Source organism: Rhodanobacter denitrificans (assembly GCF_000230695.2).
Lineage (GTDB): Bacteria > Pseudomonadota > Gammaproteobacteria > Xanthomonadales > Rhodanobacteraceae > Rhodanobacter > Rhodanobacter denitrificans.
In genome coordinates this window covers 1,463,936-1,487,045 of the sequence record NC_020541.1, presented here as the reverse complement: position 1 = coordinate 1,487,045, position 23,110 = coordinate 1,463,936, and the positions used below count along the sequence as shown (strand labels likewise).

25 protein-coding genes and 1 pseudogene are annotated in these 23,110 nt (G+C 69.1%); 5 read left to right on the top strand and 21 right to left on the bottom strand.

Annotated elements, in window-relative coordinates; all coding sequences use genetic code 11:
- Positions 1 to 45: 45 nt before the first annotated feature.
- The 6 genes from R2APBS1_RS19545 to gltX form a co-directional block, all read right to left on the bottom strand.
- Positions 46 to 207 carry a 30S ribosomal protein THX gene (locus tag R2APBS1_RS19545; protein ID WP_015447337.1) on the bottom strand — a complete coding sequence of 54 codons (162 nt, stop codon included), beginning with the start codon at positions 205 to 207 and terminating at the stop codon, positions 46 to 48.
- Between the two features lie 68 nt (positions 208 to 275).
- Complete coding sequence (locus tag R2APBS1_RS06675) at positions 276 to 1,238, bottom strand: cation diffusion facilitator family transporter (protein WP_015447336.1); 963 nt, start codon at positions 1,236 to 1,238, stop codon at positions 276 to 278.
- 45 nt (positions 1,239 to 1,283) lie between these two features.
- Positions 1,284 to 1,718: a MerC domain-containing protein gene (locus R2APBS1_RS06670; RefSeq protein ID WP_007512987.1), complete on the bottom strand. Its 435-nt coding sequence runs from the start codon at positions 1,716 to 1,718 to the stop codon at positions 1,284 to 1,286.
- A gap of 96 nt (positions 1,719 to 1,814) precedes the next feature.
- Positions 1,815 to 2,324: a transcriptional repressor gene (locus tag R2APBS1_RS06665; RefSeq protein WP_015447335.1), complete on the bottom strand. Its 510-nt coding sequence runs from the start codon at positions 2,322 to 2,324 to the stop codon at positions 1,815 to 1,817.
- A gap of 31 nt (positions 2,325 to 2,355) precedes the next feature.
- Positions 2,356 to 2,634: a hypothetical protein gene (locus tag R2APBS1_RS06660; RefSeq protein ID WP_007512982.1), complete on the bottom strand. Its 279-nt coding sequence runs from the start codon at positions 2,632 to 2,634 to the stop codon at positions 2,356 to 2,358.
- A 34-nt stretch (positions 2,635 to 2,668) separates the two neighbouring features.
- Positions 2,669 to 4,069, bottom strand: coding sequence for a glutamate--tRNA ligase (gene gltX / locus R2APBS1_RS06655; RefSeq protein ID WP_015447334.1), 1,401 nt, complete (start codon positions 4,067 to 4,069; stop codon positions 2,669 to 2,671).
- 115 nt (positions 4,070 to 4,184) lie between these two features.
- On the opposite strand from gltX, the gene R2APBS1_RS06650 reads away from it, so the two are divergent.
- The gene (locus tag R2APBS1_RS06650) at positions 4,185 to 4,913 is read left to right on the top strand and encodes a transporter (protein WP_041676687.1); all 729 of its coding nucleotides are present in this window, start codon (positions 4,185 to 4,187) and stop codon (positions 4,911 to 4,913) included.
- A 31-nt stretch (positions 4,914 to 4,944) separates the two neighbouring features.
- On the opposite strand, the gene R2APBS1_RS06645 is transcribed toward R2APBS1_RS06650, so the two are convergent.
- Positions 4,945 to 5,382: a DUF4399 domain-containing protein gene (locus R2APBS1_RS06645; RefSeq protein WP_015447332.1), complete on the bottom strand. Its 438-nt coding sequence runs from the start codon at positions 5,380 to 5,382 to the stop codon at positions 4,945 to 4,947.
- A gap of 146 nt (positions 5,383 to 5,528) precedes the next feature.
- Here R2APBS1_RS06645 and R2APBS1_RS06640 point away from each other — a divergent pair, with 146 nt between their 5' ends.
- Complete coding sequence (locus tag R2APBS1_RS06640) at positions 5,529 to 6,689, top strand: glycosyltransferase family 4 protein (RefSeq protein ID WP_015447331.1); 1,161 nt, start codon at positions 5,529 to 5,531, stop codon at positions 6,687 to 6,689.
- Positions 6,658 to 7,221 carry a phosphatase PAP2 family protein gene (locus tag R2APBS1_RS06635; protein ID WP_007512972.1) on the top strand — a complete coding sequence of 188 codons (564 nt, stop codon included), beginning with the start codon at positions 6,658 to 6,660 and terminating at the stop codon, positions 7,219 to 7,221. Before R2APBS1_RS06640 ends, R2APBS1_RS06635 begins: the two co-directional genes overlap by 32 nt.
- A gap of 304 nt (positions 7,222 to 7,525) precedes the next feature.
- Here the strand turns inward: R2APBS1_RS06635 and accD are convergent, their stop codons facing one another.
- The 13 genes and pseudogenes from accD to prmB all read right to left on the bottom strand — a co-directional run bounded on the left by accD (position 7,526) and on the right by prmB (position 20,067).
- A complete protein-coding gene (gene accD / locus R2APBS1_RS06630; RefSeq protein WP_007512971.1) occupies positions 7,526 to 8,395 on the bottom strand; it encodes an acetyl-CoA carboxylase, carboxyltransferase subunit beta in 870 nt (289 codons plus the stop codon).
- Positions 8,396 to 8,446: 51 nt separating this feature from the next.
- Positions 8,447 to 9,247: a tryptophan synthase subunit alpha gene (gene trpA, locus R2APBS1_RS06625; RefSeq protein WP_015447330.1), complete on the bottom strand. Its 801-nt coding sequence runs from the start codon at positions 9,245 to 9,247 to the stop codon at positions 8,447 to 8,449.
- Positions 9,244 to 10,455 carry a tryptophan synthase subunit beta gene (gene trpB / locus R2APBS1_RS06620; RefSeq protein WP_007512969.1) on the bottom strand — a complete coding sequence of 404 codons (1,212 nt, stop codon included), beginning with the start codon at positions 10,453 to 10,455 and terminating at the stop codon, positions 9,244 to 9,246. The genes trpA and trpB overlap by 4 nt, the downstream gene beginning before the upstream one ends.
- Before the next feature lie 71 nt (positions 10,456 to 10,526).
- The gene (locus R2APBS1_RS06615) at positions 10,527 to 11,540 is read right to left on the bottom strand and encodes a cupin-like domain-containing protein (protein ID WP_015447328.1); all 1,014 of its coding nucleotides are present in this window, start codon (positions 11,538 to 11,540) and stop codon (positions 10,527 to 10,529) included.
- On the bottom strand, positions 11,537 to 12,160 hold the full coding sequence (locus R2APBS1_RS06610; RefSeq protein ID WP_015447327.1) for a phosphoribosylanthranilate isomerase: 624 nt from the start codon (positions 12,158 to 12,160) through the stop codon (positions 11,537 to 11,539). Before R2APBS1_RS06610 ends, R2APBS1_RS06615 begins: the two co-directional genes overlap by 4 nt.
- Positions 12,157 to 12,939 (bottom strand): tRNA pseudouridine(38-40) synthase TruA, encoded by a 783-nt coding sequence (truA, locus tag R2APBS1_RS06605; RefSeq protein WP_015447326.1) that lies wholly within the window; start codon positions 12,937 to 12,939, stop codon positions 12,157 to 12,159. The genes R2APBS1_RS06610 and truA overlap by 4 nt, the downstream gene beginning before the upstream one ends.
- A gap of 104 nt (positions 12,940 to 13,043) precedes the next feature.
- Positions 13,044 to 15,434, bottom strand: a complete 2,391-nt coding sequence (locus tag R2APBS1_RS06600; protein WP_015447325.1) for a FimV/HubP family polar landmark protein — start codon at positions 15,432 to 15,434, stop codon at positions 13,044 to 13,046.
- A 175-nt stretch (positions 15,435 to 15,609) separates the two neighbouring features.
- Positions 15,610 to 15,888 carry a hypothetical protein gene (locus R2APBS1_RS06595; protein ID WP_015447324.1) on the bottom strand — a complete coding sequence of 93 codons (279 nt, stop codon included), beginning with the start codon at positions 15,886 to 15,888 and terminating at the stop codon, positions 15,610 to 15,612.
- 19 nt (positions 15,889 to 15,907) lie between these two features.
- On the bottom strand, positions 15,908 to 16,939 hold the full coding sequence (locus R2APBS1_RS06590; protein WP_015447323.1) for an aspartate-semialdehyde dehydrogenase: 1,032 nt from the start codon (positions 16,937 to 16,939) through the stop codon (positions 15,908 to 15,910).
- Positions 16,940 to 16,980: 41 nt separating this feature from the next.
- Positions 16,981 to 17,196: pseudogene (locus R2APBS1_RS20500) on the bottom strand (hydroxyacid dehydrogenase); the annotation flags it as partial.
- Positions 17,197 to 17,350: 154 nt separating this feature from the next.
- Complete coding sequence (aroC, locus tag R2APBS1_RS06580; protein ID WP_015447321.1) at positions 17,351 to 18,439, bottom strand: chorismate synthase; 1,089 nt, start codon at positions 18,437 to 18,439, stop codon at positions 17,351 to 17,353.
- Between the two features lie 128 nt (positions 18,440 to 18,567).
- Entirely contained in the window at positions 18,568 to 19,104 is a 537-nt protein-coding gene (locus R2APBS1_RS06575; protein WP_015447320.1) for a GNAT family N-acetyltransferase, read from the bottom strand.
- A 3-nt stretch (positions 19,105 to 19,107) separates the two neighbouring features.
- Positions 19,108 to 20,067, bottom strand: a complete 960-nt coding sequence (gene prmB / locus R2APBS1_RS06570) for a 50S ribosomal protein L3 N(5)-glutamine methyltransferase (RefSeq protein WP_015447319.1) — start codon at positions 20,065 to 20,067, stop codon at positions 19,108 to 19,110.
- Positions 20,068 to 20,107: 40 nt separating this feature from the next.
- Here prmB and asd point away from each other — a divergent pair, with 40 nt between their 5' ends.
- Together asd and R2APBS1_RS06560 are read left to right on the top strand one after the other, a co-directional pair.
- Positions 20,108 to 20,959 carry an archaetidylserine decarboxylase gene (gene asd / locus R2APBS1_RS06565; protein WP_015447318.1) on the top strand — a complete coding sequence of 284 codons (852 nt, stop codon included), beginning with the start codon at positions 20,108 to 20,110 and terminating at the stop codon, positions 20,957 to 20,959.
- A gap of 131 nt (positions 20,960 to 21,090) precedes the next feature.
- Positions 21,091 to 21,540 carry a hypothetical protein gene (locus R2APBS1_RS06560; RefSeq protein WP_015447317.1) on the top strand — a complete coding sequence of 150 codons (450 nt, stop codon included), beginning with the start codon at positions 21,091 to 21,093 and terminating at the stop codon, positions 21,538 to 21,540.
- A gap of 22 nt (positions 21,541 to 21,562) precedes the next feature.
- Here R2APBS1_RS06560 and R2APBS1_RS06555 read toward each other — a convergent pair whose 3' ends face one another.
- On the bottom strand, positions 21,563 to 23,041 hold the full coding sequence (locus R2APBS1_RS06555) for a transglycosylase SLT domain-containing protein (RefSeq protein WP_015447316.1): 1,479 nt from the start codon (positions 23,039 to 23,041) through the stop codon (positions 21,563 to 21,565).
- Positions 23,042 to 23,110 lie beyond the last annotated feature (69 nt).

Genomic DNA, 23,110 nt, shown 5'->3' with positions numbered 1-23,110 from the left:
AAAAAAACCCGCCGCAGCGGGTTTTTTTGTGCGTGGCGAAGCGGCTCAGGCCGACTTCTTCTTCGGCGCGGCCTTCTTGGCGGCAGCCGGCTTGGTCACGGTCGGCTTGGCGCCCACCACGGCCGGCAGCACGCCGTGCGCCCGGGTATTGCCGTAGCTGCCGCGATAGGTCTTGCCGCGACGAGTCTTGCGATCGCCCTTGCCCATGGGGAACTCCTTGATTTATTGGATGAACGGCCTGCCATCATAGCAGTGTTCGGAGCCGCACGGGATAGTCAGCGATGACCGTGTCCGGCGCAGTCTTCGCTCGCGTCCAGACAACTGCCGGGGTCGATCTGCACGGTCACGTGCTGGATGCCGAAACGCTCCAGCAGCATCCGCTTGATCGCCTGCAAAGCCTGCGCTCCATCGGCACACTCGGCCAACTCGGCATGCACGGTGGCCATGCGCGAGCCCGAGGCCAGCTGCCACACGTGCAGGTGGTGGATGTCGCGGATACCGGGATCGGCGGTGCGCAGCGACGCCTCCACCAGCGCGCTGTCCATGCCGTCGGGCACGCCCTCCAGCAGGATGTGCGCCGACACCCGCAGCAGCCGCCACGCGCTGCCCAGGATCAGCAATGAGATCAGCAGCGACAGCACCGGGTCGGCCCACAGCCAGCCGAACCAGCGGATCGCCAGCGCCGCCAGCACCGCCGCCAGCGAACCGAGCAGGTCGCCCAGCACGTGCAGGCTGGCGCCGGCCAGGTTGACGTCGTCATGCGCATGCCCGTGCAGGGTACGCAGCACCAGCGCATTCACCAGCAGGCCCGCAATCGCCACCACCAGCATGATTCCCGAGAGGATCTCGCCGGGATGCAGCAGCCGTACGCCGGCCTCGTAGACGATCCAGCCGACCAGCACGAACTGGCCCAGCGCATTGACGAATCCCGCCAGCACCTCCATCCGGCCATAGCCGTAACTGCGCCGCGCATCGGCCGGCCGGATGGCCACCCGCGCACCGACGATCGCCAGCAGCAGGGCCAACGCGTCGACCACCATGTGTCCGGCATCGGCCAGCAAGGCCAGCGAACCGGACCACGCGCCGCCGGCCACCTCGACCGCCATCATCGCGGCGGTCAGGCCGAACGCCAACAGCAGCTTGCGACCGCGGCTGCCGGACGCGGCGGTCGGGTCGTGCGCGTAGCCGTGGTCACCGTCGTGAGCGTGCGCGTGCCGATCGGCGTGGGCGGTATTCATGCGTGCATGCTAGGAACGGCTGGCGCCGTTACACAATCACTGCGTTCAGTGCGCGCACTGCGGGCCGTGCACATGGAGGGCATGGTTGCGGCTGTCCAGCCGCAGGTTGGCGAAATGCGCGCCGGCCAGCAGCAGACCGCCGCAGGTCACCAGCACGCTGTGCAGAATCGGCGCAGGACCGTCGATATAAGTGACGCCGAGCAGCAGCAGGGCCAGACCCGGCACGGCCAGCCGCAACGGCAGCGAGCGCTGGTGCCGGCGATACCCCCGAATCAGTACAAGCGAGGCCAGCACGCAGGCACCCAGCACGAAAGCCCGCTCGAAGCGATGATCGGCCAGGAATTCCAGCCCTACCAGCGGCAGCAGCGCGAGCACGAAGGGCAGCAGCGCGCAATGGATCGCGCACAGGAAGGAAGCCATCGCGCCGACGCGATCGGCGGCGTGCCACCAGCGGGTTTTGTTCGCCTGCTCGGAATCCATCGTCGTGCCCGGCGCCGCCAGACGTGGCGGCTCAGTATCCAGTCGGGCTGGATGTTACATTATAACACTTCCGAACGCCATACCCGGCAACGCGGGTCAGCTCTTGCGGCAATGCCGGCAGGTGCCATGGACTTCCAGCGTCTGCGCCTGCGGGCGGAAGCCGAACGCCTTCGCCTGCGCCTCGATCAGCTCGGCAACCCGCTCGTCGCAGACCTCCTGCGCATTGGAGCAGGTATCGCAGATCAGGAACGGCACCTGGTGCGCCTCGGCCGGGTGGTGGCAGGAAACGAACGCGTTGATCGATTCCAGCTTGTGGATAAAACCGTTCTCGAGCAGAAAGTCGAGTGCGCGATAGACGGTCGGCGGCGCCGCATTGCCGTGCTTCTCGCGCAACTGGTCGAGCAGGTCGTAGGCCTTGACCGGCTTGTGCGCGGCCGCGATCAGCTCCAGCACTTCCTTGCGCAGCGGAGTCAGGCGCAAGCCGCGCTCCTCGCTGGCATGTTCCACGGCACGCACGAAACCTTTCGCGTCGTGATGGTGCGGGTGGCTCGGATGCGGGTTGCGGGCGGCGTCGTGGCTCAAGCGTTTCACCTCGTGCTGGATCATACACTGCGCCCGTCGCAGCGGCAGCAAGGCTTCAGCGCGGCAACGGCGGCGGCCGACGCGGCGGTTTGCGGCGGGTTCGCAGCAGCAGCACGATCCAGCCGATCGGCCCCAGCAGCCATGCCCACACGATCCCTTCGAACAGGCGGCCGCGCCACCAGCCGAGCAGCGCGCCCACCGCGACGAACAGCAGGCTCCACCAGAACATGGCTGCCCACGGCAGCATGTTCAACAGGTTGAAGAAGACCTGCCAGAACGCACCCGGCGCGTCGGGATCGACACCATGGGTGGCCTTGGCCAGCAGCTCGTCCATGCCGGGTCAGTGCGTCATCGGCATGGCGGGAAGCTCATTCCCGCGCCATGGCGATCGCGGCGTCGATGCGCGTGAGCGCCTCGTCGCGGCCGGCCAGGTAGATAGTGTGCTCGATCGAGGGCGAGACCTGGGTGCCGGTCATCGCCACGCGCAGCGGCTGGGCGACCTTGCCCATACCGAGTGCCAGCTGCGCGGCGACCTGTTCGATCACCTGGTGGATCGGAGCGGGTTGCCACTCGACCTCGGCGAGCAGCGCCTTCGCCACCTCCAGCACGGCGACCGCACTGTCGTTCTTCAGGTGCTTGGCGACCGCCTTGTCGTCCCATTCGACGATCGGGCCGTACCAGATCTTCGCGCGCTCGGCCATTTCCTTCAGCGTGTGCACGCGGTCGCGTAGCGCCACGACCACGTCGACCGGCGCCGGGCCGCGCGACGCGTCGATCCCGGCGCGCTGCAGGTGCCACGCGAACTCGGCGGCCAGCGACTGCGGTTCGTCGGTTTTCAGGTAGTGCTGGTTGAGCCAGGCCAGCTTCTCGGTGTCGAAGCGCGAAGCGGCCTTGTTGACGTCGGCGATGTCGAACAGCGCGATCATTTCCCCGCGCGAGAATATCTCCTGGTCGCCGTGCGACCAGCCGAGGCGCACCAGGTAGTTCAGGATCGCGTGCGGCAGGAAGCCCGCGGCGCGGTACTCCATCACGCTGACCGAGTTGGTGCGCTTGGACAGCTTCTTGCCTTCCTTGTCCAAGATCATCGGCAGGTGCGCGAACTCCGGCACCGCGGCGCCCAGCGCCTGGTAGATGTTGATCTGGCGCGGCGTGTTGTTGACGTGGTCGTCGCCGCGGATCACCTCGGTGATGCCCATGTCGATATCGTCGACCACCACCGCGAAGTTGTAGGTGGGCCAGCCGTCGGAGCGGAAGATCACCAGGTCGTCCAACTCGCTGTTGGCGATCTCGATGCGGCCCTTCACCTTGTCCTCGAACACCACCGAGCCCTCGGTGGGGTTGCGGAAGCGGATCACCCGATTCGGGTCGTCGCGGAAAGGTTCGTTGCGGTCGCGGTAGTAGCCGTTGTAGCGCGGTTTTTCGCCCACCTTCATCGCCGCCTCGCGCATCGCCTCGATCTGTTCCTTGCTCTCGTAGGCGTAGTAGGCCTTGCCGGCGGCGACCAGTTCGTCGGCGACCTGCCTGTACCGCGCCAGCCGCTGGGTCTGGTAAAACGGACCCTCGTCGGCGTCGAGGTGGAGCCAGTGCATCGCGTCGAGGATCGCCTGCACGGCTTCCTCGGTGGAACGCTCGCGGTCGGTGTCCTCGATGCGCAGGATGAACTCGCCGCCGCGGCGACGCGCCTCCAGCCAGCAATACAGCGCGGTGCGCGCCCCGCCGATGTGCAGGAAACCGGTGGGGCTGGGGGCAAAGCGGGTGCGGACGGTCATGGGAACTCAACGGATGCGGAGCGAAGTGATGGATTTTAGCCGATACCGGGATACTCGCCGCTGCCGCAGCCCACAGCGACGTCGGCGCATTGCCCCGACCATACTCGCCACGCTCATGTCGGGCCTCGCCCTGTCCGCCATGGCCGGCAATCCGGGCTACGACCGCCCTGGCTACGGCTTCACGCCCGTCGCGCTCGGCATGGGCGACATCACCATCGAACAGGGATTGCCGGACTGGAGCCGTGATCGACAAGACGGCATCTCCATCTCGCAGTACAGCGCCGACAGCCTGCTGCGCATCGGCATCGGCGGCCCGCTGGAACTGCAACTGGGCAGCTCGCCATGGAACTCGTTGCGGCAGGACGGTGCCGGCAGCGGTGATCGCAGTCATGGACATGGCGACACGACACTCGGGCTGAAACTGGCACTGCCGTCCTCGAACCCGGCCTTCGGCTGGGGCCTGCTGGGCAGCGTGGAATTCACCGATGGCGCGAAGGCATTCCGCAGCGACCGGCGCCAATACCTGCTCGGCGCACAGTTCAACCTGCAGGCAAGCGGGAGCAACTCGCTGGGTCTGTATCTGCAGGATGTGCGCAGTGGCGGCGCTGACAGCACCACCGTGGCAGCCAGCGACAACTACACGCTGGGCAGCACGCTGATGCTGTATGTCGAAGCCGCGCGGCTGCACACGCCGGATCAGGGCAGCGGCACGGTTGCCGGTGCCGGACTGGCATGGATGATCACCCCACGCGTGCAGCTCGACGCCGGCTTCGACCATCGGTTGGACGGTGCGGCGCCCGACTGGCAGACCAATCTAGGCATCGCGGTCTACTTCGGGCACTGAGCGCGGGAAGCAAGCCGGCGCCGCCCGAAACTCACTTGACGTGGATGGTGATCTTCCTCGACACCACGGCCGGCTCGAACGGCACATGGTTCTGGTCGCCCAGTTCCAGCTGCAGGGTGTGGGTACCGGGCTTCAGCTTCAACGTGGTCTCGGTCTGGCCGCCGCCGAAATGGATGTGCTGCTCGTCCTTCGGAATCGGCTGGCCGGCGGCGGGCAGCTCCTTCACGTCGACCAGCAGGTGATGGTGGCCGGTGTGCTCCTTGGCCACGCCGGCCGGCGCCACGCCCATGCCCTTGAGGCCGAAGCGCACGGTGACGTCCTGGCCCACGGTGGCGCCGTCCTTCGGCGAGATGAGGTAGACCTCGGCGCCGGCGGGAGCCGGTGTGACCGGCAGGCCGGCGGGGGCATCGGCGGCCAGCGCGGCGCCGGTCAGTCCGGCCAGGGCCAGGGCGAGCAGGATGCGTTTCATCGTCGGTCTCCAGCGGTGAAGGATGCCCCCCAGTGTAAGCGCTGCGGCGCCCGCAAGGCACCGATGCGTCACTGCCACGTCATGCGCCCGCCACGCCGCCGCAACGCGAAACGGCGAAGCTGCGTCCAGCCAGCACGGACATCGTCATGCGCATCGGCATCGTCAGCGAAACCTACCCACCGGAAATCAACGGCGTCGCGCTGACCGTGCACAGTCTCGCCGCCGGGCTCGCCGCCCGTGGCCACAGCATCGACCTGATCCGCCCGCGCCAGCCGCAGCCGCACGGCGACGAAGCCGGCATCGACGTGCTCGAATTGCGCGGCGGCGCGCTGCCGCGTTACCCCGGCCTGCGCTTCGGTCTGCCCGCCGGCCACACCCTGCGCCGGCACTGGTCGCGGCAGCGTCCCGATGCGGTGTACGTAGCCACCGAAGGGCCGCTCGGCTGGTCGGCCATGCGTGCCGCCAGGCAGTTGGGCATTCCGCTCAGCAGCGGTTTCCACACCCGCTTCGACAGCTACGCCAGCCATTACGGCGTGGGCCTGCTCACACCGCTGGTACGCGGCTACCTGCGTCGTTTCCACCAGCGCGCCATCGCCACGCTGGTGCCGACCGATGCGCTCGCACAGGAATTGCACGCCATGGGCATCACCAACGCACGCTTGCTGCGCCGCGCCGTGGATACGCAGCTGTTCCACCCGAACCGGCGCGACATGGCTTTGCGCGCCGACTGGGGCGTGGACGCCGCCACGCCGGTGGTGCTGTACGTCGGGCGCATCGCGCCGGAAAAGAATCTCGAGCTGGCGGTGCGGGCTTTTCGCGCGATCCAGCGGCAGGTGCCGCAGGCGCGCTACGTGTGGGTCGGCGACGGTCCGGCCCGCGGCGCACTGCAGGCCGCCCATCCGGACTTCATCTTCGCCGGCGTGCAAGGCGGCGAAGCGCTGGCGCGGCACTATGCCAGCGCGGACCTGTTCCCGTTCCCCAGCCTCAGCGAGACCTTCGGCAACGTGATCATCGAGGCCCTGGCCGCCGGCCTGCCGGTGGTGGCGTATGCCGAGGGTGCCGCGCGCGAGCACCTCGTCGACGGCGTCAACGGCTGCCGCATCGCCTCGGGCGACGAGGCGGCCTTCATCGATGCCTCGGTGAGACTGGCGAGCAACCCTGCACTGATCCGGCACATGGGGCGCGCGGCGCACGCCGGCGTGGCGGGACTCTCGCCGGAAGCGGTGATCCGCGATTTCGAATCCCTGCTGCGCGACATGGCCGAGGAGAACCTGCATGAACACGCCTCCATCGCTGCCCGCCTCTGAGCTTCTGCCCGGACCGCGTTTCGCGCTGGACCGCCGCGTCTGCGTGATCGCCAACCACTGGGGCGCCCGCCGCGTGGTGGGAGCCTTCTTCGGCGCGGTCAGCCGGCTCGGTGACGGCGTGTTCTGGTACGCACTGATGGCCGCGCTGGCCATGCTCGGCGGCCCGCGCGGCATCGCCGCAGCAGCGCACATGGCAGCCACCGGGCTCGCCGCGCTGCTGCTGTATCGCCTGCTCAAGCGCTGGACGCGCCGCCCGCGCCCGTATCGCGCCTGCCCCGGCGTGATCGCACACGTGCCGCCGCTGGACGAGTTCAGTTTTCCGTCCGGGCATACCTTGCAGGCGGTGGGTTTCAGCACCGTGGCGCTGGCCTGGTATCCGCCGCTGGCACCGCTGCTGCTGGGCTTCACCGCACTGGTCGCCGTCTCGCGGGTGATCCTCGGCTTGCACTACCCCAGCGACGTGCTGGCCGCCATCGTCATCGGCGGTGGCCTCGGCAGCGCGTCGCTGTGGCTGGCATCGTTGCTCGGCTGAGTACGGCACTGTGCAGAACCTGCGCACGCCGTCGACCCCGCCTTTGCGCTCAAGCAGATAGCACACTTGTCCACAGGCTTTGCCGCCCACGCTCCACAATCGCTGTGGAAAACCGGTGCCGCACGCGGCGCCGTCATGCGCAACTCCTGACCAGCGCGTAGCAAGTGCTTGATGGATCGACGGCGAAAGCGGCTTGTCCACAGGCTTTGCCCGAACGCTTCCACAGCCGCTGTGGAAAACCCGCCAGCGCTAACGACGATGCCGCCCGCAGGCGGCATCGCATCATCGCCGGCAGAGCACCCGCTCAGGCCGCGCGCGGCGCCTTCATCAGGATGCCGAGCAGGTCGGCCAGCTTGTCGCGCATCTCGCGGCGGTCGACGATCAGGTCGATCGCGCCGTGGTCCAGCAGGAACTCCGAACGCTGGAAGCCTTCCGGCAGGGTTTCGCGCACGGTCTGCTCGATCACGCGCGGGCCGGCGAAGCCGATCAGCGCCTTCGGCTCGCCGATGTTGATGTCGCCCAGCATCGCCAGGCTGGCGGAGACGCCGCCGGTGGTCGGGTTGGTCAGCACGCTGATGTACGGCACGCCGGCGTCGCGCAGGCGCGCCAGCGCGGCCGAGGTCTTGGCCATCTGCATTAGCGAGAACAGCGCCTCCTGCATGCGCGCGCCGCCGGTGGCGGAGAAGCACACCAGCGCGCTGCGGTCGGCCAGCGCGCGCTCGGCGGCGCGAGCGAACTTCTCGCCGACCACCGAACCCATCGAGCCGCCCATGTAGGCGAACTCGAACGCCGCCGCCACCAGCGGGCGGCCCTTGAGCCGGCCGCTCATCACGACCATCGCATCCTTCTCGCCGATCTTCTTCTGGGTGGCGACGATGCGGTCGCGGTACTTCTTCGAGTCGCGGAACTTCAGCGGGTCGGTCGGCTCCAGGCCGGCCCACAGTTCCTGCGCCGAACTTTCGTCGAGCAGCGCATCGAGCCGCGCGCGCGCACTGATGTAATGGTGATGGCCGCACTTGGGGCAGACCATCAGGTTGCGCTCCAGCTCCGGCTTGTACAGCACCGTGCCGCAGCCGCCGCACTTCTCCCACACGCCCTCGGGCACCGAGCCCTTGCCGCCGTTGGTGGCGTGCGGGCGGGTGCGCGGGTTCATGATTTTCTGCAGCCAATTCATTGCATCACCCTGACTATTCGTGAGTGCGCCACCATCCGGCGGTGCGTGCCCTCAACGGGCATCCAGCGCGGCGCGGATCGGTGCCAGGAACGCCTGCGTGCGCCGGGTGATTTCCCCGGCGTCCGTCGCCCCGGCCAGCCGATCCACCAGTGCGCTGCCGATCACCACCGCATCGGCAAAACCGGCGATCGCCTTCGCGCTCGCCGCATCGCGGATGCCGAAACCGACCGCCACCGGCGCCTTCGCCCGGGCACGGACATCGGCCACGCGGGCGGCGATGTCACCGGTGCTCAAGTGTGCCGCACCGGTGATGCCTGCGAACGAGACATAGTACAGGAAACCCTCGGCCGAACCGCACAGCTGCGCCATACGCGAGGGTTCGGTGGTCGGTGCGGCAAGCAGGATCCGTTGCAGCCCGGCGTCGCGCAGCGGCTGCAGCACGGCGGACTCCTCCAGCGGGCAATCGACCAGCAGCACACCGTCGACGCCGGCCTGCACGGCCTCTCCGGCGAAGCGCGCGTAGCCGTGCGTCTCGATGGGATTGAGGTAACCCATCAACACGATCGGCGTGTCCGCATCGTGCTGGCGGAATGCGGCGACCCAGCCCAGCACGTCGGCCAGGCCCACGCCTTTCGCGATCGCCCGCTCGCTGGCGTGCTGGATCACCGGGCCGTCGGCCATCGGGTCGGAGAACGGCACGCCCAGCTCGATCAGGTCGGCGCCGGCGTCGACCAGCGCATGCATCAGCGCCACCATGTGCTCAGGCGACGGATCGCCCGCGGTGACGAACGGAATCAGGCCGGTGCGGTTGGCGGCTTTCAGTGCGGCGAAGCGGCGGTCGATGCGGCTCATACCTCGACTCCTTCGCGCGCCGCGATGGTGTGCACGTCTTTGTCGCCGCGGCCGGACAGGTTGCACAGCACGATGCCGTCCTTCGGCAACTCGCGCGCCAGCTTGACCGCCTGCGCCACCGCGTGGCTGGATTCCAGCGCGGCCAGGATGCCTTCGGTGCGCGCCAGCAGGTGGAACGCGGCCAGCGCCTCGTCGTCGGTGATGCCGACGTACTCGGCGCGACCGGTATCCTTCAGGAACGCGTGCTCGGGGCCGACGCCGGGATAGTCCAGGCCGGCCGAGATCGAGTGCGTCTCGGTGATCTGGCCGTTGTCGTCGCACAGCACATAGGTGCGGTTGCCGTGCAGCACGCCGGGCCGGCCGGCCGCCAGCGACGCGGCGTGATGGCCGGTGGCGATGCCCTCGCCCGCCGCCTCGGCGCCGACGATGCGCACGCCGGGGTCGTTGAGGAAGGCATGGAACAGGCCGATCGCGTTCGAGCCGCCGCCGACGCAGGCGGTCAGCACGTCGGGCAGGCGACCGTACTCTTCGAGCATCTGCGCGCGCGCCTCGCGCCCGACGATCGCGTTGAAGTCGCGCACCATCAGCGGGTACGGATGAGGCCCGGCGACAGTGCCGATGATGTAGAAGGTGTCGGCGACGTTGGTGACCCAATCGCGCATCGCCTCGTTCAGCGCGTCCTTCAGCGTCTTCGAGCCGGAGGTCACCGGCACCACCTCGGCACCGAGCAGCTTCATCCGATAGACGTTGATCTTCTGCCGCTCGATATCCACCGCGCCCATGTAGACCACGCACTTCAGGCCCAGCCGCGCCGCCACCGTGGCGCTGGCCACGCCGTGCTGGCCGGCGCCGGTCTCGGCGATGATGCGGGTCTTGCCCATGTTGCGCGCGACCAGCGCCTGGCCGACCGTGTTGTTGATCTTGTGTGCGCCGGTATGGTTGAGGTCCTCGCGCTTGAACAGGATGCGCGCGCCGCCGACGTGCTGCGACAGCCGCTCGGCGTGGTAGATCGGACTGGGCCGGCCGACGTAGTGCTTGAGGTCGCGGTCGAGCTCGGCGATGAAGGCCGGATCCTCGCGCAGGCGCAGGTAGGCTTCGGTCAGCTCGGCCAGCGGCGCCATCAGGGTCTCGGCAACGTAGCTGCCGCCGTAGTTGCCGAAGCGGCCGTGCGCGTCGGGGTAAGCGTTGTAGTCCACGATCTGGCTCATATCGTCACTCAGGAAGGGCATGCCGCACTGCGGCAAGCAGCCATCTTAGCGGCAAGCCCGACCGAACGGGGTCACAGATAGCGGCGGATGGAGGCCCTGATCTCGGCCAGTTGGCCGGGCGTGAGCGGGCCGAGGATGCCGCGCCGGTCGGCGGGCAAGTGTGCGGCGGGATCCTCGTCGCCAAACACGTAGTAGCCCAGCAGCTCCCTCCACGCCGCCCGTTCCGCCGGCGGCAGCGAGCGGAAGGCGAGGATGCAGTGCATCAGACAGCCCAGCGCCGTGTCCGGCGCATGGCCATCGGCAAGCACCGGCTTCCACCAGTAGTTCACCAGCGCGTTGATCCGCTGCAGCGATTCCACGTGATGCCACCACAGCGGCGGAATGTAGATCGCGTCGCCGGGATGCAGCTCCGCCACCTGCGCCGCAGCCAGCGCCAGCTTCAGGCCGGGATAGCGCGGGTCGTCGGGACGGTCGAGCCGGGCAATGCCAATCGCCGCGCCGGTGGGTGCGAAATCCAGCGGCCCCACGTACAGGTTGCGCGCCTGCTCCGGCGCGAACAGGGTGAAGCGCCGCACGCCGCACACCACGCAGGCGACGTTGTGGTACTCGTCGAAATGCGCCGGCGTGGTGACCCGGTTGCCGATCCAGATGCGCGGCTGGATGCTGGGATCAAGGAACGGCAGCGCGTGGTCGTCCAGCAACCCCGGCAGGCAGGCGCCGATCAACGCGCTCTGCATGGCCAGCCCCGGCGCCTCCGGCTGACGGCTGTACTGCGCCAGCCGTTGCAGGCCCTGGCCGATCGAGACGCGGTGATGCGTGTAGTTGAAGCCGTCGAACGCCGCGTTGTAGCCGATCACCCCGCCCTCGCCCGCAGGCAGCAGCAGCGCATCGACCTCGCTGCCGTTGTCCCGCCGCGCCAGCTCCCGCGCGAATGCGTCGTCCGACTGCCGCGCCCAGGCCACCATCGGCCAGTCGCGGCACAGGCCGCGGATCACCAGCGGGCGCGCATGGCCGACCAGGTCGGCAAGCGCGGGCGCACCGTCGCCATCGCGGCATTCCTCGATGGCGGCCGGCGCGCCGCTCACGCCGCGTCTGCCGCGCGCACCGCGCGGATGAAGGCTGCCAGCCGGGCCGGGTCCTTGATCCCCGGTGCCGACTCCACCCCGCTGGCCACGTCCACCGCCCATGGGCGCGCCGTGCGCACGGCCTCGCCCACGTTGCCGGCATGCAGGCCGCCGGCGAGGACCAGCGGCTGCGCCGGATCGCGCGGCAGCAGCGACCAGTCGAACGTCCTGCCGCTGCCGCCGGCCTCGCCGGCCGCATGGCCGTCCAGCAACACACCTGCGGCCTGCGGGTACTCCCGCAGCCACGGCAACGCCGCCACGCCCTCGCCCATTGCGATGGCCTTCAGGAACGGACGGCCAAATTGCGCGCACCAGGCATCGCTCTCGTTGCCGTGGAACTGCAGCAGCGTGGGTCGCACTTCATCGAGCACCTGCCGCACCAGGCCGGGCTCGTCGTCCATGAACAAGGCCACGCTGGCCACAAACGGCGGCAGCGCCGCCACGATCTCGCGTGCCCGCGCCAGCGTCACCTGCCTCCGACTGCGCGCGGTGAACACCAGCCCGATCGCGTCCGCACCGAGCCGCGCGGCGAGCAGCGCGTCGCCCACCCGGGTCATGCCGCAGCACTTGATGCGGGTCACCGGCCGGCTCCCGGCAGGCAGACGTCCGGCGGCAGGCCCCAGTGCGCCTCGTAGCGCGGGCCGATGAAGGTCAGCCCGGAAGACGGTGCGGTCGGCCCGGCCACCTGGCGGTCGCAGCCAGCCAGCAGTTCGGCCATCCATTCGACCGGTTGCTCGCCGCGGCCAATCGGCAGCAGCGAGCCGACGATGTTGCGCACCATGTGGTGCAGGAATGCATTCGCCTCGATGTCGACGAACAGCTGCTCACCCTCGCGCCGCACGCCCACCGCGAGCACGCTGCGGCGCGGGTGCGCGGCTTGGCAGGACAAGGCGCGGAACGCGCTGAAGTCGTGCTCGCCGAGCAAGGCCTGGGCGGCGGCGTGCATGCGCTCGGCATCCAGCGGCAGGCGCTCCCAGGTGACATAGCGCGCATCCAGCGCCGCGCGCACCGGCCGGTTCAGCAGGCGATAGCGATAACGCCGGCTGCGTGCCGCGTAACGCGCGTGGAAACTGTCCGGCACCGGCTGCGCCCACAGCACCGCCACGCTGGCCGGCAGGTTGGAACAGCTGCCCAGCACCCAGCCGCGCATGTCGCGGCGCGCCTCGGTGTCGAAGTGCACGACCTGGCAGCGCCCATGCACACCGGCATCGGTGCGTCCCGCGCAGCTGACCTCGACCGAATGATCGGCGACCTTCGACAGCGCTTCCTCCAGCACGCCCTGCACGCTGACGTCAGCCTTCAGGCGCTGCCAGCCGCTGAAATTGGTGCCGTCGTATTCGATGCCCAGGGCAATGCGCATGGAGTCGTGCAGGGGTCCGCGGAAAGCAGAAAGATTAGCAGGCCGCAACGGCATCGGGCCGGCAAGGGCCGGCCCGATTTATCCCGCGGGAAGCGCGCCGTGACTCAGTGCAGGCTGTCGAGCAGGCGCTTGGCGGTGTCCTTCTGCATCTGGCTGCCTTCCTTGACCACCTCGCCGAGCATGGCGCGGGCGCCTTCGGCGTCGCCCATGTCGATGTAGGCACGGGCCAGGTCGAGCTTGGTGTCCACCGGGTCATCGTTGAACTCGCCCAGGTCGTGGCCGCCATCGGCCGCGAGCGGCGTGCTGTCTTCTTCGTCGAAGTGCCAGCTCGACACGGGCTCGGCGGGCGCCGACGGCCGGCTCGCCGCCAGCGGGGCGGCCACGGTGGCGTCGTCCGCGGCCGGCGCCGGGCGGGCCGGCGGTTCGACGACAGCCCGGGTCAGATCGAAATTGAAGTTGTACTCGCTGACGGGCTTGGACGCGCCCGGCGGCAGCGGCGGCGGCATCGAGGAAACCACCGTTGGCGCGTCGGCCTTGTCGGCATAGTCGTCGATGTTGAACCCGCCGCGCGCCTCGGCGTCGTCAGGCACTGCCGATTCGGCGTGATGGTCGAACAGCGGGTGGCCCGGCACCAGGTCCTCGCCCATGTGCAGCACGTCCTGCCACTCGTCCTGCTGCGGATCGGTGATGTGGGCGTGCATCGCCTCGGCCGCCGCTTCGAAATGCTCGACGTCGCGGCGCGAGTAATACAGGGTGACCAGTTCCAGGTGCAGGCCGATGTCGTCGGGGTGTTCGGCCAACTGGTCGAGCAGCTCGTCCTGGTCGACATCGTCGCCCGGCAAGTCCTGACCGGCGGCAGGCGCCGAACCGAAGCGATCGGCCAACGACGACGCGGCCTTCGGCGCGTCGGCTGCCGGCTTGCGCCGACGTCCCAGCATGGCCAGCAGGATCAGCAGCACGACGGCGCCGGCCGCGGCCGCCCAGGCCCAGGTCTGCATGTACCACGGTTGCTCGAGCGTCGCCGGCACGCTGGCCGGATGCATCGCTGCCGGCTTCTCAACCGGCTTGGCCGGCGCCGGTGTCGCGATCGGCGTGGTCACCACGGACGCGCCGTGGGCCGGTGCGCCGGCCAGGCTGGAGGCAGCCACCGGCGTGCTTGCCGCGGTCGAACCGGCCGCCACCGGCGCCGCGCTCACGCCGGCGGCGGTGCTGGCCATGGCTGTGGCGGTTTCCAGTTTTTCCGTGGGCGCGGCGGCCGCGACGGGCGTAGTCTTCGCGCTGCTGGCGGCGGCCACCGGCGTCGCGGCCGGCGGCATGCCGGCAGCCTTGCGCGCGGTGGCCAGCTTGGCCTGCAGCTCGGCGATCTCGTTGTCTTTAAGCGACAGCAGGCGCTCGTTCTTGCTGTTGATATCCGCCAGATCCTTCAGGCGGCCTTTCAGGTCGGCGCTCTGCTGCTGCAGGCTGGCCAGGCTTTCCTGGGTGCGCAGGAGATCCTGGCGGAGGCCGGTGCTGGACTTGTCGCCCGCGCCGCCGCCACGGGTTCCCGCGCTGCTGCCTTCCTTCGCCGGCACCAGCGCCAGCCGGTCGCCGGCATCCGGCGCGCGGGCGGGCGTGGCGGTGCTGCTGGCGCGGGTGGCGGCATCGGCCACCACCGTCGGCTTGCCCGGCACGCCGGCACGCCAGTCGCTGTTTTGCCGACGTACCTCGGCGACTGCAGCGGCGATCGTCATGGCCTGCGCTTCGGCCGAGGTCGGCACGCGCAGCACCGAACCGCTCTTCAGCGCATTGATGTTGTTGCGGTAGAACGCATCGGGGTTGGCCTGTTGCAGGGCCAGCATCATCTGCTGCGCGTCCACGCCGGCCGGCGCCACGCTGCGCGCGATGCTGGACAGCGTCTGGCCGTGCTCGACCGGGCCGTACTGGCCGTTGTTGAGCGCCGGTGCCGCCGGTTTCGGTTTCTGGATCGGTGCGGGTGCCGGCGCGGGTGCCGCCGGCTTGGGCTGGGCAGCCACCGGCGCGGTGACCGGCGCCCGGATGTGCGGTGCCGGCTGGCTCGGCGCCGGAGTGGCTGGCGCGGCTGGTGCGGCCGCGGCCGCCGACGCACCCGGCGGATCGAGCAGGATGGCGTACTCGCGCACGCTCTTGCCGGCCTTGCCGTTTACCTCGATCAGCAAGTCGAGGAAGGGGTCGTCCACCGGCGCACTGCTGGTGATGCGGATCACCGGGTGGCCGGCGCCGGCGTTCGCCACACTGAAGTGCAAGGGAATCGCGGTACGCCCGCCGGCGATGCCGGCGCGGGCGAATTCCTCGCTGGACGCCAGCTGGACGGTGAGCCCCTGCAGTTCCGCCGGGCTGTCGGGATGCAGCGGGATCTCGGCCAGCAGCGGCTGTCCCAGTGCCGATTTGACCTGGATCTGGCCGAGATCTACCGCCATGGCCTGGCTGCTGCCCAGCGCCAGCACGATCAGCATCGACAACTTCAACGAACGATTCATTGCATGTTCCCCCGAACGATCCTGGCGCGACTCTCTAATTCGTTCATGGCGTTGCCGCCATGGCGGCCCGCCCCAAATGAGGTGCCACTTTAGTTACATGCAGGCCAATCAACAATAGCTGCAGCGAATACTTGCAATGCATTGCTGCGGCATGTTCTCACCGAAGCGGCCTTTTTCAACGCGAGCCCGGGGCCGGTCCGGCCTGCAACTCGTGCAGCCGTCGCTGCAGCTCGGCGATGGCCTGGTCCTGCTGCTTCAGCCGTTCGCTGGCCCGCCGGCTGTCCAACTCCTGCCGGTCCAGATCCTGCTTCAGCCGTTTCACCTCGGCCTGGCTGCCGGCCAGATGCCGCTGGACCGTCGACAGCGACTTTGCCGGTGCGGGCGCGGTCGGCAACGATGTCGCCCGGTCGCCGGCCCAGGCCGCCGACACGGTGACAAACCCCACGGCCGCCATGAGTGGCATCCAACGCATGTCAGAGATAATCCTCGATCAGCAATTCGGCGATCTGCACCGCATTCAGCGCCGCGCCCTTGCGGATATTGTCCGAGACGATCCACAGATCCAGCCCGCGCTCGTGCGAGATGTCCTCGCGGATGCGCCCGACGTACACCGCATCGGTGCCGGCCGCCTCGCCCACCGGGGTCGGATAGCCGCCCGGCTTGCGCTCGTCCACCAGCACCACGCCCGGCGCCTGCCGCAGCAGTTCGCGGGCCTCGTCGGCGGTGATCTTGTCGCTGGTCTCGATGTGCACTGCCTCGGAATGGCCATAGAACACCGGCACGCGCACTGCGGTCGGGTTCACCTGGATCGACTCGTCCTCCAGGATCTTGCGGGTCTCCCACACCAGCTTCATTTCCTCCTTGGTGTAGCCGTTCGGCTGGAAATCGTCGATCTGCGGGATCACATTGAACGCGATCTGGGCCGGGAATTTCTTGCCCGGCTCCACGCTTTGGAAGTTCAGCAGCGCCGCAGTCTCCCGGCCCAGTTCCTCCATCCCGCTGCGGCCAGCGCCGGAAACCGACTGGTAGGTGGCCACGTTGATCCGCTCGATCTGCACCGCGCGGTGGATCGGCGCCAGCGCCACCAGCATCTGCATGGTCGAACAGTTCGGGTTCGCGATGATGCCGCGCGTGGTGTACTGCGCGATCGCGTGCGGATTGACTTCGCTGATCACCAGCGGGATGTCGTCCTGGTAGCGGAACTCCGAGGTGTTGTCGATCACCACCGCACCGGCCGCCGCCGCGCGCGGCGCGTGCTCGCGGCTGACCGAACCGCCGGCCGAGAAGAACGCGATGTCGACGCCGGCGAAGTCGTAGGTGTCCAGCAGTTGCACGGTGACGTCCTTGCCGCCGAACTTGACCTTGCCGCCGGCCGAACGCTCGCTCGCCAGCGGCACCAGCTCGCTGACCGGGAACTCGCGCTCGGCGAGGATCGCCAGCACAGTCTCGCCGACCGCGCCGGTGGCGCCGACCATGGCGACCTTGTAACTGCTCTTCTGACTCATGGGTGGTGTTCTTCGCTCAGGGTGGAAAGCCGTGCCGGCGGTCAGGCCAGCACGTTGGGATTGAGGATCGTGGGTGGCCGCCCGGCCTGCGGACCATGGCCGAACAGCGCCAGCACATTGTCCACGGCCAGGGCGGTCATCGCACGGCGCGTTTCGGTGCTGGCGCTGGCGATATGCGGGCTGAGCACGACGTTGTCCAGTTCGAGCAGGCCCGGATGCAGCGCCGGCTCGCCTTCGAACACGTCCAGCCCGGCCGCCAGCTCGGAGGGACTGAACTTGCGTTCCTCCGGCTCGACCGTCACCTCGAAGTGCGGTTCGAGCCGCGCGACGATGCCCGGGAAGGTGGAGCGCGAAACCCAGACGCGGGGCTTGTCGGTCATCGGCACGGGTCCGGTTGCGATAGTCGATTCATCACGGAATGCGCGGCGCCACCGCCCCCACGTCGCCGCACTGGGCACGGTGGCGCAGCGCATGGTCGATCAGCACCAGCGCCACCATCGCCTCGGCGATCGGGGTGGCGCGGATGCCGACGCAGGGATCGTGACGACCCTTGGTCACCACTTCCACAGGTTCCCCGGCCAGGTTCACGCTGCGGCCGGGGATCAGGATGCTGGAAGTCGGCTTCAGCGCGATCGAGGCGACCACCGGCTGGCCGCTGCTGATGCCGCCGAGGATGCCGCCGGCGTGATTGGACGCAAAGCCGTCCATGTTCATCTCGTCGCGATGCTCGCTGCCGCGCTGCGCGACCGCAGCGAAGCCGTCGCCGATCTCCACGCCCTTGACCGCGTTGATCGACATCAGCGCACTGGCCAGGTCGCCGTCGAGCTTGCCGTAGATCGGTTCGCCCCAACCCGGCGGCACGCCGTCGGCGACCACGTCGACGCGCGCACCGACCGAGTCGCCGGACTTGCGCAGCGCGTTGATGTAGGTCTCCAGCGCCGGCACCTGGTCCGCATCGGGCCAGAAGAACGGGTTCTGCTCCACCGCGTCCCAGTCGAACGCATCCGGCACGACCTCGCCGATCTGCGCCAGGTAGCCGCGCACGCGCACACCGTGGTGCTCGGCCAGCCACTTCTTGGCGAGCACGGCCGCAGCCACGCGCATGGTGGTCTCGCGCGCCGAGGAACGCCCGCCGCCGCGCGGATCGCGAATGCCGTACTTCTGCCAGTAGGTGTAGTCGGCGTGACCGGGACGGAAGCTCGACGCGATGTCGCCGTAGTCCTTGCTGCGCTGGTCGGTGTTGCGGATCAGCAGCGCGATCGGTGTACCGGTGGTCTTGCCTTCATACACGCCGGAAAGAATTTCCACCTCGTCCGCCTCGTGCCGCTGCGAGGTGTAGCGGCTGCGGCCGGTGGCGCGGCGATCGAGGTCGCTGCGGAATTCCTCGGCACTGATCGCCAGCCCCGGCGGGCAGCCGTCGATCACGCAGCCGATCGCCGGCCCATGGCTTTCGCCGAAGGTGGTGACGGTGAACAGTTTGCCGAAGGAATTGCTGGACATGGGACATCCGGGACTAAAGATCGAAGCATACCGGCAGTGGCCTCCGGTAGGAGCCCGCTGGCGGGCGATGCTCTTGTCTTGATGCCTGGTGGAGATTCAGAACAAAAGCATCGCCCGCCAGCGGGCTCCTACGGTGGGGGCGCCAGCCACTCGCGGGCCAACAGGGCGAACACCACGTCGTCGACCCATTCGCCGCGCAACCACAGGCTCTCGCGGTGATGGGCCTCCTGGCGCATGCCCAGCGCGCGCAGCAGCGCCACGCAGGCCAGGTTGCGCGGGTCGGCCGAGGCCTGGACGCGGTGCCGGCCCCACGCGCCGAACGCCTGCTCGAACAGCGCACGCACCGCCTCGCCGGCGTAGCCGCGGCCCTGCCCGGCCGGCGCGATGCTGATGCCGAACTCGACCGATGCCCTGGCATCCTCGGGCAGGTTCAGGCCGAGGTCGCCGATCAGCCGGCCGTTTTCACGCAGGCGGATCGCGCGCTGGAACCAGCCATGTGCAGGCTGCAGCGGCTGTGTGACGATGAACCCGCGAGCGGCGGCGACGTCGGCCGGACACCAGCCCTGGTAGCGGGCCACCGCGGGATCGGCGCGACAGGCGAACAGTGCCTCGGCATCGGCCGGACGCAACGCGTCGATCCGCAATCGCGCCGTGACCAGCTCCATCGCTCAGCCCGGGCGACGCGCGGCCGCCGCCGCGCGGATCGCCGCCGCGTGCTCGACCAGGTCGCGCCGCTCCAGCGCGAACACGCCCATCGGGCCGACCTTGAACTCGATCCACACGAACGGCACTTCCGGCAGCAACGCGGCCAGCGCGTGCTCGCTCTCGCCCACCTCGACGATCAACAGGCCGTCGTCGGTGAGATGGTCGGCCGCCTCGTCCAGCATGCGCAGGCACAGGTCCAGGCCGTCCACGCCGGAGGTCAGGCCCAGCTTCGGTTCGTGCGCGTACTCGCCGGGCAGCGCGGCGTATTCGTCCTCGGTGACGTACGGCGGGTTGGAGACGATCAGGTCGTACTTGCGCCCGGCCACGCCGGCGAACAGGTCGGAGCGGATCGCCTCGACGCGGCCCTCGACGTGCTGGAAGGCGATGTTTTCGCGCGCCAGCGACAGCGCCTCGTCGCTGATGTCGACGATGTCGACCAGCCACTCGGGGTTGTACTCGGCCATCGCGATGCCGATGCAGCCCGAGCCGGTGCACAGGTCCAGCGCGCGCTCGATGTGGCGCTCGTCCAGCCACGGCGCGAAGCCCGACTCGATCAGCTCGGCGATCGGCGAACGCGGCACCAGCGCGCGGCGGTCGCTCTTGAACTTCAGCCCGGCGAACCAGGTTTCGCCGACCAGGTAGGCCACCGGCAGGCGCTCGCTGACGCGGCGCTCGATCAACGCCAGCACGTTCGCGCGCTCGGCCGCGGTGAGCCGGCCGGCGCCGTACGCCGGCGGAATGTCCGGCGGCAGGTGCAGGCTGGCCAGCACCAGATGGGTGGCCTCGTCGATCGGGTTGTCGTGGCTGTGGCCGAAGGTGAGCCCGGCGGCCGAAAAGCGGCTGGCACCGTAGCGGATGAAGTCGATGATGGTGGCGAGCTCGGCGGTCACTGCGATCCAGGGTGCGGCGGATTGGCCGGTCATTATAAGGCCTGCAGCGGTGTCCACCCCGTATACTGGGCGGATGACTTTCAACGTATTCCTGCAGTACATCCTGCCGCACCGCGCGCTGTCGCGAGTGGTCTACTGGGCCACGCGCTGGACCTTCGCGCCGTGGAAGAACTGGCTGATCGCCACCATCGTGCGCAACTACGACGTGAACATGGCCGAGGCGGCGCAGCCCGACCCGCTGGCCTACCAGCATTTCAATGCGTTCTTCACGCGCAAGCTCAAGCCCGGCGCACGCCAGGCCGATGCCGACCCGACCGCCCTGCTCTCGCCGGCCGACGGCCGTATCAGCCAGGCCGGCACGATCGTCGACGGGCGCATCTTCCAGGCGAAGGGGCAGGAATACACCGCCGCCGAACTGCTCGGCGGCGACGAGACCGCCGCCGCGCCGTACCGCAACGGCCGCTTCGTCACCGTCTACCTGTCGCCGCGCGACTACCACCGCGTGCACATGCCGCTGAAAGGCACGCTGAAGGAAACCGTGCACGTGCCCGGGCGCATCTTCAGCGTGGCGCCGTTCGCGGTCGCGGCGATCCCGCGGCTGTTCGCCCGCAACGAGCGGCTGGTCTGCCACTTCGAGGGCGGACACGGCCCGTTCGTGGTGGTGATGGTGGGCGCGATCCTGGTCTCCTCGGTGGCCACCGTGTGGGACGGCCTGGTGATCCCGCCGTACGCGTCGTCGATCCGGCGCAAGTCGTTCGCCGGCCAGCACGTCACGCTGGAACGCTTCGCCGAGATGGCGCGCTTCAACATGGGTTCCACCGTGATCCTGCTGCTGCCCGAGGGCGCGGCCGAGCTGGACGCCCTGCAGCCGCAGCAGGCCGTGCAGGTGGGCCAACGGCTGGGGCAACGGCTGGAACGCCGCTGAGCATCGCCCCAAACTGACGCCGTGCGTCATTTTGTGACGTCCTAGGCGCTATTGCAGCGATCGCTTCGCTACGCTCCTGGCTTCGCCGCCCGCACTGCGCGCCGCGAAACTCCAGCGCCGAAGGGGATCCCATGCAAATACTCACTCCGTTCCTCGTGATGATGCGCGCGCGCCGGTTGGGCCGGCAGTTCCGCGACATCGAACGCAGCGTGCGCGCCCTGCCCAAGCGCAGCCGCGAGCGCCTGGGCACGCTCACCCTGCGCGAGATCGGGCAAGCCTCGCGCAGCGACTTCCCCCACCTATACGGCACCGCGCCGGAAGCGCGCTACCTGCCCTGGGGTCAGGGCACCGAGGCGGGTTACGAGCGCGCGTGTTCGAACAACGCCGAAGTGGCGCTGCGCGGCATCGCGCTGTGGCTGGCCGTGGCCTATCACGAAACCAAGAACTCCCCGCACGCCAGCCTGCAGCCGCAGCACCGCCAGCTGATGCAACTGCTGCGCGAACTGAAGGAAGTTCACGGCGCCGGCACCGCCGGCAACCACAACGGCAACAGCTGGGTGCAGGAAAGCGCCGTCGCCTGAAGGCGTACGGCGCGGCAGCGGATCAGCGGCAGACCGGCAGCTTCAAGGTCTGCCCGATGCTGATGCGGTGATGCTTCAGCCCGTTCGATTCGGCGACTTCCTGCACGCTGGAGCAATGCAGCTTGCGCACGATGCTGATCAGCGTGTCGCCCCGGCGAACGGTGTAGCGGCGGGTGCCCCTCGGCACCGGCACCGGCGCCACCGGGGCCGCCACCACCGGCACCACCGCGCGGTGCAGGTCGCCGGCGAGGATCGGCCATGGGCCATCGACGCAGCGCGTGGCGTAGGCGCGCTCCAGCAGCTTCGGCAACTGCAGCGGCGTGCCGACCGGCTGGGTCACCTGCGGGTCCAGCCGTGGGTTGAGGTTGCGCAGGGTGCGGAACCAGCCATCCCTCATTCCGCCGGCCGAGCCCAGGCAGACAGTCAGCTCCGACAACGAGGCCGGCCGCTGCAGGGTGACCGTACCGGGCGCACCGTCGACCTTCGGGAAGCGCAGGTTGTAGCTGTCCGGATGCTGGAACAGCCACGCCGCGGCGAGCACCGCCGGCACGTAGTCGCGGGTTTCCTGCGACAGCTGGTCGTAGATGCGCGGGTCGTAGAAGCTCACCGCGGTATCGTCGCCGACCGTGCGGCGCATGCGCCCTTCGCCGCCGTTGTAGGCGCCGAGCGCGAGTTCGAGGTTGTCGTTGAAGACGCGCAACTGCTCGTTGATGTACTCCGCGTTCGCCCGCGCCGAGGCGGCCGGATCGAAGCGCAAGTCGAAGCCGCTGTCGCTGCCCAGGCCGAAGCGCATGCCGGTGGCGTACATGAACTGCAGCGGCCCCGACGCGCCCGAGCGCGACACGGCGTGCACCTTGCCGCCGGATTCCTTGGCCATGATGCCGAACAGCAGCGCCTCGGGCAGGTCCGCCTTCTGGTACTGCGGCCACATCTGGTAACGCAGGTACTGGTAGTTGACCCAGGCATCCATCAACTGCGGGCGCCACTGGGTCAGCCACATCTCCAGCGCCGCCTTCACCGGCCCGTTCATCGCGATCAGCTGCGACAGCTTCTGCCCGTGCAGCAGGGTCACGCTGCGCTGCGCCTGCGGCAGGCTGGCGGCACCGGTGCTGCCGGTGGCCAGCGCAGCCTGCGCTGGATCGACGTCGCTGTCCAGATCCTGGCCGCTGCCGAAATCGCCGTCCTTCAGGCGCAGCAGGTGGTCGAACGCGGAGAAGAACCGCTGCGGATCGCAGCCGGCAGTATTGCCGCAACGTGCCGACGCCTCCTTCAGGCGATCCAGCGAGTGGGTCAGGCTCAGCCGCGAGGCCTGCAGGTCGCCTTCGCGCGATTGCTGCAGGGCGGTCTCGTAGCCCTTGCTGGCCTGGTCGAGTTCGCCGTACAGCGTGTCGAGCGGGGTGGCCGGCCTGGCGCCGCCGGTGCTGGCACAGGCGGCCAGCAGACTGATCGCGACGGCCAGCGGAGCCAGACGCAGGGTACGCACAACGGAACACGACGGCATCACGAACTTCTACCTGCGGAAAACGCCCACCATAGCGGGCGCAAGGCTTCGACTCAACGCGCCGCGACA